A 13,090-nucleotide genomic window follows, 5' to 3' on the forward strand; every position below is an offset into this window, starting at 1 on the left:
CCTCTCCCTCGCAAGCCTGCGGCTTGCATATCCCTCTCCCCATAGGGGAGAGGGGTGGTGACAGCCATCAAAACCACCTGCGCCTATTGCGGCGTCGGCTGCGGCATCCTCGCCACCCCCACCGGCGACCGCGGCGTGACCATCGCCGGCGACCCGGACCACCCCGCCAATGCCGGCCGGCTCTGCTCCAAGGGCACCCACCTCGGCGACACCGTCGGCCTCGAAGGCCGGCTGCTGCATCCCGAGATCGCCGGCCGGCGGACGAGCTGGGACCGCGCCATCGCCCATGTCGCGCGGCGCTTCGCCGATACCATCGCCCGCTACGGGCCGGACAGCGTCGCCTTCTACGTCTCCGGCCAGTTGCTGACCGAGGATTATTACGTCGCCAACAAGTTGATGAAGGGCTTCATCGGCTCCGCCAACATCGACACCAATTCGCGGCTGTGCATGTCGAGCGCGGTCGCCGGCCACCTGCGCGCGTTCGGCGAGGATGTGGTGCCGGCCAGCTATGACGATCTCGACGATGCCGACCTGATCGTCCTCGTCGGCGCCAACAGCGCCTGGTGCCACCCGATCGTCCACCAGCGCATCCAGGCCGCCCGCGCCGCGCGCGGCAGCCGGCTGGTGGTGATCGACCCGCGCCGCACCGAGACCTGCGAGGGCGCGGACCTCCATCTGCCGCTGCGCCCCGGCGCCGACGTCGCGCTGATGAACGGCCTCCTCGCTTATTGCCGCGCCGAGGGGATTTGCGATGAGCAATATATTGCACAGCACCTCAACGTGCCCGAGGGCTTCTGGGACATCATCGACGCGTGCGATCTCTGGTCCACCGCGCGGACCTGCGATGTGCCGCCGGCGGACCTGCGCCGCTTCTACGAACTGTTCGCGCGCACGCCGCGGACGGTGACGATGTTCAGCCAGGGCATCAACCAGTCGCTGCGCGGCACCGATCAGGTCAACGCGATCCTCAACGTCCACCTCGCCACCGGCCGCATCGGCAAGCCGGGCGCGGCGCCCTTCTCGATCACCGGCCAGCCCAACGCGATGGGCGGGCGCGAGGTCGGCGGGCTCGCCTCCACGCTCGCCGCGCACATGGATTTCGCGCCCGACACTATCGCGCGCGTCCAGCGCTTCTGGTCGGCGCCGCGCATAGCGGAGAAGCCGGGGCTGAAGGCGGTCGACCTGTTCCGCCGCATCGGCGAGGGCAAGGTGAAGGCGCTGTGGGTGATGGCGACCAACCCGGCGGTATCGATGCCCGATGCCGGCCGCGTCCGCGAGGCGCTGGCGGCCTGCCCCTTCGTCGTCGTTTCGGACTGTATCGCCGACACCGACACCAGCGCCTTCGCCCATGTGAAGCTGCCCGCCGCCGGCTGGGGCGAGAAGGACGGCACCGTCACCAATTCCGAGCGCGTGATCAGCCGCCAGCGCCCGATCTTCGCGATGCCCGGCGAGGCGCGCGCGGACTGGTGGATCGTCACCCAGGTCGCCCGCGCGATGGGCTGGCGCAACGCCTTCGCGTTCGAGCGGCCCGCCGATGTGTGGCGCGAACATGCCCGCCTCTCCACCTACCAGAATGGCGGCACGCGGCTGTTCGACCTGCGCGCGCAGGTCGCGCTCTCCAACGCCGATTATGACGCGATGGCGCCGTTCCGCTGGGGTGGCCGGCCCTTCGCGGATGGCCTTTATTCCACGCCGGACGGTCGCGCGCGGCTGCTGCCGGTGGCGCAGGCGCCGCTCCAGCCGGTGCTCGCCGACTGGCCGATGACCCTCAACACCGGCCGCTACCGCGACCAGTGGCACACGATGACGCGCACCGGCCTGTCGTCGCGGCTCAGCGTCCACCGGCAGGAGCCGCTGGTCGAGCTGCACCCGGAGGACGCGCTGGCGCTGGGGCTGGCGGAGGGTGCGCTCGCCCGCATCGCGACGCCGCAGGGCGCCAGCGTCTATCGCGTCCATATCGAGCCCGGCCAGCGCTGCGGCGAGGCCTTCGCGCCGATCCACTGGACCGACCGGCAATCGACCGGCGGCCGCACCGGGCTGCTGTCGCGCCCGCTGGTCGATCCGCATTCCGGCCAGCCCGGCTTCAAGGCGACGCCGGCGCGGGTCGAGGCGGTGGCGCCGGCGTGGCACGGCTTCATGGTCGCCGCCGAGGAGCCGGCGCGCCCGGAAATCCTCAATGCTGCGCTCTACGCCACGCGCATCCGCGCCGGTGCGGGCTGGCTGGTCGAGTTCGCGGGCGACGGCGATCCGCAGGCCTTCCTCGCCGCGATGCTGCCCGCCGGCAGCCGGATCGAGGCGAGCGACGCCAAGCGCGGCCGCCATCGCGTCGCGGTGCTGGACGGCGATCGGCTGAAGGCGGCGATCATGGTCGCCCCCGCCGGAAGCCCCCTGCCGACCCGCGACTGGCTGGTCGCCCAGCTCGCCGCCGCCGAGCCCGAATCGGCGATGGCGCTGCTCGCGGGCCGCCCCGCCACGCCGCAGGCCGATCGCGGCCCGATCGTCTGCGTCTGCTTCGATGTCGGGCTCAAGACCTTGATCGCGACGATCGCCGAGCAAAGGCTGGCGAGCGTCGAGGCGGTCGGCGCCGCGCTCTCCGCCGGCACCAATTGCGGCTCATGCCGCCCAGCGATCAGCAAGCTGATCGGCGAATCCCAGGAGGCGGTGAATGGTTGATCCCCTGATTGCATGCGGCGACGTCTGGCTGGTCGGTGCCGGCCCCGGCGACCCCGACCTGCTGACCCGTAAGGCCGAGAAGCTGATCCGCGCGGCGAGCGTGGTGTTCTACGACGCGCTGGTCGGCCCCGGCGTGCTTGATCTGGTGCCCGATTATGTGCGGCGCGTGGCCGTCGGCAAGCGCTCCGGCCGCCATTCGAAGGAACAGGGCAGCATCAACGACCTGCTCGTCGAGGCAGCGCTGGCCGGCGAACGGGTGGTGCGGCTGAAGGGCGGCGACCCCTCGATCTTCGGCCGATCGATGGAGGAAATGGCGGCGCTGACCGACCATGGCGTGCGCGTGCGCATCTGCCCCGGCATCACCGCGGCGAGCGCCGCCGCGGCCGCCGCCGGCGTCTCGCTGACCTTGCGCGGCTTCGCCCGCCGGCTGCAGTTCGTCACCGCTCACGCCCGCGCCGGCGAAACCCTCGACCTCGACTGGCAGGCGCTCGCCGACCCCGGCGCGACCCTCGCCGTCTATATGGGCCGCGCCGCCGCCCCCGAAATCGCCCGCGCCCTGATCGCCCACGGCATGGCGGCGGACACCCCCGCGCTGGTGGTGATCAACGCCAGCCTCCCCGACGAACTGATGCTGCGCACGCGGCTGGACCTGCTGCCGTTCGCGGTGGAAACGATCGCGGACGAGGCGCCGGCGCTGCTGCTGATCGGGCAGGCGGTGGCGGGGGCCGGCGAGGCGAAGCGCGACCACAGCCGGATCGCCGCCGACGGGGATGTGGCCTGGCGCTGACATCAAGGCGTCATCCCGACATGATCTGAGGAGCATCGGGCCGGGCAGTTGAGGAACGCACTCATGCCGCTTGCCCTGCGATTCGCCTGTTGCGCCCTGCTCGCCTTGAGTGCCGACCCCGCATTCGCGCAGGCGCCCGGCACGCCGGCCGAGGTCGACTGGCTCGAACTGGCGCTGGGGATGCTCGGCGGCCTCGCGCTGTTTCTCTACGGCGTCGACCTGCTCGCGCGCGGGCTGAAGACGACGCAGGGCGGCCGGTTCCAGACGCTGCTCGAACGGGTGTCGTCGAACCGCTTCGGCGCGCTTGCCGGCGGCACCGCGGCGACCGTGGCGCTCGATTCCTCCTCGGTGGTGATCATCATGATGATCGCGATCGTCGATGCGGGATTGATCTCCTTCACCAACGCGCTACCCGCGATCCTCGGCGCCAATATCGGCACGACCGTTTCCAGCCAGATCTTCGCGTGGAACGTCGATCAATTCTCGCCGCTGCTGCTGCTTGCGGCGCTGCTGTGGCGCGCCTTCGCCCGATCGGACAAGGCGCGGCAGCGCGCATCGATCCTGATGGGGCTGGGCCTCGTGCTGTTCGGCCTGCACGTGATCGGCAACGCCGCCGAACCGCTGGAGAAGCATGAGGAGGTGCTCGCCCTCTTGCGCGAACTGGAGAACCCGCTGCTCGGCGTGCTCGCGGGCGCGCTGGTCACGGTGGCGATCCAGTCCTCCTCGGCGATGATGGGAATCGTCATTACCTTGGCGGGCGGCGGCATCATCAGCCTGCCCGCAGGGCTGGCGATCATGCTGGGCGCCGAGATCGGCACCTGCGCCGACACGCTCGTCGCCACCATCGGCCGCTCGCGCGCGGCGGTGAAGGCCGGGATCTTCCACCTGCTGTGCAACATCGTGACGGTGGCAATCGGCGTCGCGCTGATCGGCCTGCTCGCCCGCTTCGCGACGGCGACCGCGGGGGATGTGGGGCAGCAGATCGCCAACGCGCATGTGCTGTTCAACGTGGCGGGGGCGCTGCTGGCGCTGCCGTTCGTGCGCAGTGCGGCGTGGGTGCTGGAGCGGATGGTGCCGGAGCGGGGCGGGGCGGGAATGCGGAGAGTGAAGGGGGTGAGGTGGCTCGTTTTAGTTAGATGGGGCTTGTTGAACGCTTGGTCCTCGGCTTATCCGTTCCAAGAGCGAATCTAAGTTTAGTATTGCGTCCCCGAAACTTAGGTGCCACCAGCCCTAGATGGACTGATCAAGCGCCTCGTTCCAGACAGCGGCACCTTTCTCATGCCCATCGACGCCTTCGAAGAAGGATTGCACTGCTGCGTTGACGTCGAAATCTTCGCAGTTCGCCCACTGAACCAGCTTGGGCTTGTAAACACGAAATGGGTCGGATGAACCCTTGGGCCGATAGGGAATAGCCATCACGGCTTCCGATCCCGGCGAGAAATACGACCTGATCTCGACAATGATGGCATCGAACCTTTCATCGTTGAGCGGAATCCTGGCGTCGTACAACAACACGGCATCATTCGCGTCGTGCTCATTCAATGTGAGCTTGTCCTTTCCCATTGCGACGGCGGTTTCGAGGCTCTCCGTCACGAGCCGTTCCATTCGCCGCTCCCCCGCCTCGGTCGTATAGCCGAAGATCGGAGTAAAAATCTCCCCGTCCGAGACACACCACATCGCGTGAGCCGAGAGAAATCCGGCCAGATTGAAAGCAGTAATCACGGTGTTTTCCTAGATGGCAGGGATGCCAAGGGTGAACAGGGGCGGAGTCTCATCCTGATATAAAAGGAGCTAGGGCGATCGCCCTGTCAAGAAAATGCAGCCGATGCAAAACGACTGCAATTGGGTCGCGAGCTGACGTTCCTGCCGCTAGGCGTCGAACGGCGATTTTCGCGGGTCACCTTTCTCAAAGCGGACAGGTGCCTAGCGGCCCAATCTCAGTCGGCGCATGAGACCAGAGGAGCGAACCCTAAACGTCGGCATTTGACAAAACCTGTCATTCCAAGGGTCACCGGGGAATGGCAGAAAGCTCCCACGATGTGACGTTAGACGCATCGAAAGCGAATGATCAGCAAGAAGACTTTCCCGACGGTCCGCTTCGGAGTTGGCATGCGATAAAAGCCGCCGTTGCCACCGCGGGGCGTCGCCTGAATCTCGCGGGTACGCAATGAAACAGGCGCTCATCAAATGCCCGTCATCCGATCCAGCGCTTTAACCGCACTTTGAGAAGTTCGACCAATTCCGGTTGCATATAGTCATAGTCATCGGGAATCCCGAGGACGAACAGCGGCTTGCCCTTCATCTGCGATCGGAACTTCGCATTGATCCGGTTGCGATGCGCGCGCTCCATCGCGATGACGATATCCGCCCACTCGATGAGATCACCGGTCAGTGGTTGTTCGGCATCGTTGTTGGTGCCGGCGGAGGTCGCTTCGATCCCGGCTATGCCCTGACAGAGCGCCTCCGCGGTCGGGCTGCGCAGGCGGTTCTGCGAGCAGACGAAGAGCAGGCGCTTTGGCGGTGGGGTACTGGCATCGTTCATGACGCTGCGGCCTTCGGCGTCGGCGAGGGCTTCCTTCATCGCCGCGATCAAATCCTCGCCGAAGCTGGTCATGGTCCGAATCCCCGTGCTTGCGTCGCCTGATCGCAGCGCGGTTTGTTTTCCCCGGACTCAGGCTGGATGCAAGGTTTGGCGGTGCCGGCACCGGTGCATGCCCCTCTCCCTCGCCGCCTTTGGCGGCTATCCCTCTCCCCGGAGGGGAGAGGGATTGTTGGTCATTCCGCGGCTTCGTCTTCGAGCGTCATCTGCACCGCCTTCTTCTTCCGCCCCTTCTTCGGGGCGGCTGCGGCCGGCGTCACCGCGCGCTTTTCCAGCAGCGGGGCGAGATATTTGCCGGTGAAGCTCTCCGGCACCTTCACCACCTGCTCGGGCGTGCCTTCGCCGACGATGCGGCCGCCCTTCACGCCGCCTTCCGGCCCCAGGTCGAGGATCCAGTCGGCGGTCTTGATGACGTCTAGGTTGTGTTCGATCACGACGACGGTGTTGCCCTGGTCGACCAGCGCGTGGAGCACTTCGAGCAGCTTGCGGACGTCCTCGAAGTGGAGGCCGGTGGTCGGTTCGTCGAGGATGTAGAGGGTGTTGCCGGTCGCGCGGCGGCTGAGTTCCTTGGCGAGCTTCACGCGCTGCGCCTCGCCGCCCGACAGCGTCGTCGCCTGCTGGCCGACCTTGACGTAGCCGAGGCCGACTTCGGCGAGCATCGCCATCTTGTCGCGGATCGGCGGCACCGCCTTGAAGAACTCCACCGCATCCTCGACGGTCATGTCGAGCACGTCGGCGATGCTCTTGCCCTTGAACTTCACCTCCAGGGTCTCGCGGTTGTAGCGCGCGCCGTGGCAGACGTCGCACGTCACATAGACGTCGGGCAGGAAGTGCATCTCGATCTTGAGCACGCCATCGCCCTGGCAGGCCTCGCAGCGGCCGCCCTTGACGTTGAAGCTGAAGCGGCCGGGCTTGTAGCCGCGCGCCAGCGCCTCCGGCAGCCCGGCGAACCAGTCGCGGATGTTGGTGAAGGCGCCGGTATAGGTCGCGGGGTTGGAGCGCGGGGTGCGGCCGATCGGCGACTGATCGATGTCGATCACCTTGTCGAGATGTTCGAGCCCGGTGATCTTGTCATGCTTGCCGGCGAGGATGCGCGCGCCGTTCAGCGCGCGCGCCGAGGCGGCATAGAGCGTGTCGATCGTGAAGCTCGACTTGCCCGATCCCGACACGCCGGTGATGCAGGTGAAGGTGCCGAGCGGCAGCGATGCGGTGACGCCGGTCAGGTTGTTGGCGGTGGCGTTGTGCACCGTCAGCTTCTTGCCGGTGCCCTTGCGGCGCTTCTCCGGCAGCGGGATCGCGCGGCGGCCGGAGAGATAATCGCCGGTCAGGCTGCCTTCGGCGGCGAGGATATCCGCGAGCTTGCCCTGGGCGACGATCTCGCCGCCATGCACGCCGGCGCCCGGCCCCATGTCGATGACATGATCGGCAGTGCGGATCGCATCCTCGTCATGCTCGACGACGAGCACGGTGTTGCCGAGGTCGCGCAGGCGGCGCAGCGTCGCCAGCAGCATGTCGTTGTCGCGCTGGTGGAGGCCGATCGACGGCTCGTCGAGCACGTAGAGCACGCCCGACAGCCCCGAACCGATCTGCGAGGCGAGGCGGATGCGCTGGCTCTCGCCGCCCGAGAGCGTGCCGGAGGTGCGATCGAGGTTGAGATAGTCGAGGCCGACATTGTTGAGGAAGCCGAGCCGCTCGACGATTTCCTTGAGGATGCGCTCGGCGATCTGCTGCGCCTGATCGCCCAGCTTGGGCAGCAGGGTGGAGAAGAAATCGAGTGCGTCGACCACCGAGAGGCGGACGACGTCGGCGATGGTCGACATCGCCACCTTCACCGCCAGCGCCTCGGGCTTGAGGCGGGCGCCGTGGCAGGTCTCGCAGGGGTGCGAGGCCTGGTACTTGCCCAGTTCCTCGCGCATCCACGCCGATTCGGTCTGGATCATGCGGCGGTTGAGGTTGCCGATCACGCCTTCGAACGGCTTGCGGACGTCGTAGCTCTTCCGGCCGTCCTGGAAGGTCAGCGTCACCGGCTTGCCGCCGGTGCCGTGCAGGATGACGAGCTGGACCTCGCCGGGCAGGTCTCCCCATGGCGTGTCGAGGCTGAAGCCGAACTCCCGCGCGAGGCTGGCGAGCACCTGCATATAATAGGGGCTGGGCGGGTTGGACTTCGCCCAGGGCACGATCGCGCCCTTCTTGAGGCTGAGCGCGTGGTTGGGGACGACGAGATCCTCGTCGAACAGCAATTTCTCGCCGAGGCCGTCGCACGCCGGGCAGGCGCCCTGCGGCGCGTTGAAGCTGAACAGCCGCGGCTCGATGTCCGGAATGGTGAAGCCGGAGACCGGGCAGGCGAATTTCTCGGAGAAGACGATGCGGTTGTCGGGAACGCCGGCGCCCTTCATCTTTCCTCCCTTGAGCCCCTCCCCTTCAGGGGCGGGGTTGGGGGGCGGGCTGTTCGACTTCCGTTTTTTCCGAGAGTCCCCCACCCCCGGCCCCTCCCCTGAAGGGGAGGGGAGAGTGGGCACCGGCCCATCCGCCATATCCGCATAGGCCAGCCCTTCGGCCAGCTTCAGCGCGGTTTCGAAGCTGTCGGCGAGCCGCGTCTCGATGCCTTCGCGCACGACGATGCGGTCGACGACGACCTCGATGTCATGCTTGTATTTCTTGTCGAGCGCGGGGGCGGATTCGATGTCGTGGAACTCGCCGTCGATGCGGACGCGGGTGAAGCCCGCCTTCTGCCATTCGCCCAGTTCCTTGCGATACTCGCCCTTGCGGCCGCGCACGACGGGGGCGAGCAGGTAGAAGCGCGTGCCTTCCGGCAGGGTCATCACCCGGTCGACCATCTGGCTGACGGTCTGCGCGGCGATCGGCAGACCCGTGGCGGGCGAATAGGGGATGCCGACGCGCGCCCACAGCAGGCGCATATAATCGTAGATCTCGGTGACGGTGGCGACGGTCGAGCGCGGGTTGCGGCTCGTCGTCTTCTGCTCGATCGAGATGGCGGGGCTGAGGCCATCGATATGCTCGACATCCGGCTTCTGCATCAGTTCGAGGAACTGGCGCGCATAGGCGGAGAGCGACTCGACGTAGCGGCGCTGCCCCTCGGCATAGATGGTGTCGAACGCGAGGCTGGACTTGCCGCTGCCCGAAAGCCCGGTGATCACGGTCAGCGTATCGCGCGGAATCTCCACGTCGACGCCCTTGAGATTGTGCTCGCGCGCACCGCGCACCGAAATGTGGGTCAGCATGGGGGCCAGTTTGTTCCAGATTTGTTCGCCATGGGCAAGTGCCGGGCTTGCATCCTGACCCAATTGGGGTGCGGCGCGCCGCGGGGCAAGCGCTGGCCGCATATTCCCTGGGCGGTGCTGCGCGCCGGAGCGGCCTTACGCCCGATACAGCGCGTCCAGCCGCGCCCCATAGACCTGCTTCACGATATGCCGCCGGATCTTCAGCGACGGGGTGAGCTGCTCGTTCTCGATCGCGAACGCCGCGTCGGCGATGGCGATGCGGCGGACCTTCTCGATCACCGACAGATCCTGGTTCACCCTGTCCACCGCCGCCATCAGCGCGGCGCGGAACGGGGGATGTTCGCGCAGCAGCGCCGGATCCGCGGGCAGGCCGTTGGCCTGCGCGAAGTCCTTCGACCATTCGGGATCGGGCACCAGCAGCGCCACGACATAGGGCTTGCGATCGCCATAGATCATCGCCTGGAAGATCTCGGGCTGGAGGGTCAGCATCCCCTCCACCTTCTGCGGCGCGACATTGTCGCCCTTGTCGTTGACGATCAGATCCTTCTTGCGATCGGTGATGACGATGCGGCCGTTCGCGTCGAGATGGCCGATGTCGCCGGTCAGCAGCCAGCCATCCTGCAGCACGCGGCGCGTTTCCGCCTCGTTGCGCCAATAGCCGTGCATCACCAGTTCGCCGCGCACCATGATCTCGCCATCGTCGGCGATCCTGACCTCGACCTTGTCGAGCGGCGGGCCGACCGTATCCATCTTGATGCCCGCCTTGGGCCGGTTGCACGAGATCACCGGCGCCGCCTCGGTCTGGCCATAGCCCTGCAGCAAAGTGAGCCCCAGGCTGTGGAAGAAGGTGCCGATATCGGGGTTGAGCGGCGCGCCGCCGGCGACCAGCGCCTTCATCCGCCCGCCGAAGCGCTGACGGATCTTCGGGCGCAAGGTGCGCTCGATCAGCAGGTCCATCGGCTTGTCCCAAAAGGGAATCTTGCCTGTGGCCAGGTCCTTGGCGCCGAGGCTGAGCGCGCGTTTGAGAAGCCGCGGCGCAAGCCCGCCCTGCTTTTCGATCGCCTTCACCACGCGCTGGCGCAGCACCTCGAACAGCCGCGGCACCACCACCATGATCGTCGGGCCGACCTCCTCGATATTCGCGGCGAGCTTCTCCAGCCCTTCGGAGTAATAGATCTGCGCGCCCAGGCCGATCGGCAGATGCTGCCCGCCGCTATGTTCATAGGCGTGGCTGAGCGGCAGGAACGACAGGAACACCTCGTCGCCCCAGCCGAAATCCTCCTCGATGATCAGCGCGCAGCCCGCGACGTTGTGGAGGATCGCGCCATGATGCTGGCACACCCCGCGCGGCGCGCCGCCGGTGCCGCTGGTGTAGATGATGCAGGCGAGATCATCGCGCTGGAAGGTCGCCGCCGCGGCGACTGCCGCGACATCCGCCTCGCCGGACACCAGCCGGTCGAAGCGGTGGAAGGCAACCGAGCTCGACTGGCCGACGCGCAGATCCTCGAAGCCGATCACGATCGACGCCTGCGAGCGCAGCACAGCGGGCATCAACGTGCGCGCCAGCTTGTCGCTGGAGACGATCACCGCGCGCGCCTCGCTGTTGTCGAGGATGTGCTGGTGATCACGCACCGTGTTGGTGGTGTAGGTGGGCACCGTGACGCACCCCGCGGCCATGATGGCGAGATCGGCGATGCACCATTCGGGGCGGTTCTCCGACACCAGCACCACCCGGTCCCCCGCGGCGAGCCCCAGCGCCTTGAGCGCGGTGGCGAGCGACGCGACCTGCCGGGCCGCCTCGGCCCAGCCGATCGCCGTCCAGGCGCCCTCGCGCTTCGCCCACAGGAAGGGCGCATCCCCCTTTTCCCGCGCGCGGGTGAAGAACATCGTCACCAGGTTCGGGAAATGCTCCAGCGTGCGCATCGTCTCTCCTGCCGGCGGGCCTGACCGCCTTTTCTATTCTTTGAGGGCGACGCCCTCGCTGCGCGGATCCGCCGCGCCGGTCCAGCCGCTGCCCGTCCACTGCACCGCATTGACCTTGGAGCCGAGACCGACCGGTTCCACCCGCTCGCCGAGCTTCGCCATCGCCGGCGCCATCGCAGCGAGCGGCGTCCCCTCTTCCACCAGTACCGCATCGCGGCTGAAATAGATGTTGGGCAGCGCGATCGCGTCCTGGGCGCTCAACCCGAAATCGAGCACGCCGACCAGCGTCTTGGCGACATGCATGATGATCCGCCGCCCGCCCGCCGACCCCAGCGCGAGGATCGGCCGATCCTTCTCGTCATAGACGATCGTCGGCGACATCGAGGAGAGCGGCCGCTTGCCCGCCTCCACCCGGTTCGCGACGGGGGCGCCATCCTTTTCCGGCGCGAAGGTGAAATCGGTCAGCTCGTTGTTGAGCACCATGCCGTTGGCGATGAGCTGGCTGCCGAACGGCCCCTCCACCGTCGAGGTCATGGTGACGACATCGCCGTCGCCGTCGACCGCGACGAAATTGGTGGTCGACGGCACCTCCCCGGAAGCCGCGGCGGTGCGCGGCGCCGAACCCGGCGGCGTGCCCGGCTCATAGGCGGCGAGCGCGCGCGTGGCGGAGATCAGCTTCGACCGGCGCGCGATATAGGCGGGGTCGATCAGCCCGGCGATCGGCACCGCCACGAAGTCGGTATCGCCGAGATAGGTGTCGCGATCGGCATAAGCCAGCTGCATCGATTCGGCGATCAGGTGCCAGGCGACGGGCGAATCCTTGCCGAGCTTCCCCATGTCGAACCGTTCGAGCTGCCCCAGAATCTGGATCACGGTCGTCGCCCCCGACGAAGGCGGCCCCATGCCGCAAATCTTGTAGCGGCGATAACGTCCGCACACCGGCGGGCGTTCCTTGGCGCGATAGGCGGCGAGATCGGCGGCGGTGAGCTGCGTCGGGTTGCGCGACGCGCCGGCGACGGCATCGACGATCGCCTGCGCCGCCTGCCCCGTATAGAAAGCGTCGGGGCCCTCGGCGGCGATGCGCCTGAGCAGCGCGGCGAGCGCCGGGTTGCGGAGCAGCGCGCCCTGCGGCAGCGGCTTGCCATCTGCGTGATAGATCGCGCGCGCCTCGGGAAAATCGTTCCACAGCGGCGCGAGGCGGACGAGCGTGGCGGCGAGCGTGCGGCTGACCGGCGCGCCCTCCTCCGCCAGCCGGATCGCCGGCTGGAACAGGTCCGCCCAGGGCAGCTTGCCCCATTTCTGGTGGGTCAGCGCCATCAGCCGGATATTGCCGGGCACGCCGACCGACTTGCCGCCGGGAAAGGCCTGGCCGAAGGGCAAGGGCCTGCCCTCCGGCCCAAGGAACAGCGCCGGCGAGGCGGAGGCGGGCGCGGCTTCCCGCCCGTCGATCGTTTCGATCATCCCCGACGTGCCGTCATGATGGACGAGGAAGCCGCCGCCGCCGATGCCCGAGGATTGCGGCTCGACCACGGTCAGCGCGAGCATCATCGCCATCGCCGCATCGGCGGCGCTGCCGCCCTTGCGCAATATCTCCTGCCCCGCGGCGGCGGCCCGCGGATCGGCGGCGGATGCCACCCCACCCTCGGCGAAGGCGGATTGCGGGAGGAGGAGGAGGGCGAGGAGGATCAAGGCACGGCGGATCATGCGGGCGACACTAGGCGGCATGGTGTGAAACCGAAACCGGGATTTTGTCTCGGTGGAGGGAGGGAGCACGCCTCTTGGCCCCTCCCCTTCAGGAGTGCCGGGTCGCCCGGTCCCCCGGACCGGGTTGGCGTGGGGAGCGTCGCCGGGGGCTCGATCCCCCCG

At 67.8% G+C, this 13,090-nt stretch carries 8 protein-coding genes; 3 read left to right on the forward strand and 5 right to left on the reverse strand.

Annotation, left to right across the window (positions count from 1 at the left end; translation table 11 throughout):
* The first annotated feature begins 54 nt into the window (after positions 1-54).
* The 3 genes from NX02_RS23675 to NX02_RS23685 all read left to right on the forward strand — a co-directional run bounded on the left by NX02_RS23675 (position 55) and on the right by NX02_RS23685 (position 4,651).
* Positions 55-2,673, forward strand: coding sequence for a nitrate reductase (locus tag NX02_RS23675; RefSeq protein ID WP_025294641.1), 2,619 nt, complete (start codon positions 55-57; stop codon positions 2,671-2,673).
* Entirely contained in the window at positions 2,666-3,460 is a 795-nt protein-coding gene (gene cobA / locus NX02_RS23680) for a uroporphyrinogen-III C-methyltransferase (RefSeq protein WP_025294642.1), read from the forward strand. Before NX02_RS23675 ends, cobA begins: the two co-directional genes overlap by 8 nt.
* A gap of 63 nt (positions 3,461-3,523) precedes the next feature.
* Positions 3,524-4,651, forward strand: coding sequence for a Na/Pi cotransporter family protein (locus tag NX02_RS23685; RefSeq protein WP_025294643.1), 1,128 nt, complete (start codon positions 3,524-3,526; stop codon positions 4,649-4,651).
* Positions 4,652-4,690: 39 nt separating this feature from the next.
* On the opposite strand, the gene NX02_RS23690 is transcribed toward NX02_RS23685, so the two are convergent.
* From NX02_RS23690 to ggt, 5 genes are all read right to left on the reverse strand, one after another.
* Positions 4,691-5,182, reverse strand: a complete 492-nt coding sequence (locus NX02_RS23690) for a hypothetical protein (RefSeq protein WP_158014167.1) — start codon at positions 5,180-5,182, stop codon at positions 4,691-4,693.
* Between the two features lie 472 nt (positions 5,183-5,654).
* Positions 5,655-6,074, reverse strand: a complete 420-nt coding sequence (locus NX02_RS23695) for a low molecular weight protein tyrosine phosphatase family protein (RefSeq protein ID WP_025294645.1) — start codon at positions 6,072-6,074, stop codon at positions 5,655-5,657.
* 161 nt (positions 6,075-6,235) lie between these two features.
* Positions 6,236-9,301 carry an excinuclease ABC subunit UvrA gene (uvrA, locus tag NX02_RS23700; RefSeq protein ID WP_025294646.1) on the reverse strand — a complete coding sequence of 1,022 codons (3,066 nt, stop codon included), beginning with the start codon at positions 9,299-9,301 and terminating at the stop codon, positions 6,236-6,238.
* A 135-nt stretch (positions 9,302-9,436) separates the two neighbouring features.
* On the reverse strand, positions 9,437-11,224 hold the full coding sequence (locus NX02_RS23705) for an AMP-dependent synthetase/ligase (RefSeq protein ID WP_025294647.1): 1,788 nt from the start codon (positions 11,222-11,224) through the stop codon (positions 9,437-9,439).
* 33 nt (positions 11,225-11,257) lie between these two features.
* Positions 11,258-12,928 (reverse strand): gamma-glutamyltransferase, encoded by a 1,671-nt coding sequence (gene ggt, locus NX02_RS23710; RefSeq protein ID WP_025294648.1) that lies wholly within the window; start codon positions 12,926-12,928, stop codon positions 11,258-11,260.
* Positions 12,929-13,090: the final 162 nt, after the last annotated feature.

The sequence above is a fragment of the Sphingomonas sanxanigenens DSM 19645 = NX02 genome (assembly GCF_000512205.2).
In the GTDB taxonomy this organism is placed as follows: Bacteria; Pseudomonadota; Alphaproteobacteria; order Sphingomonadales; family Sphingomonadaceae; genus Sphingomonas_D; species Sphingomonas_D sanxanigenens.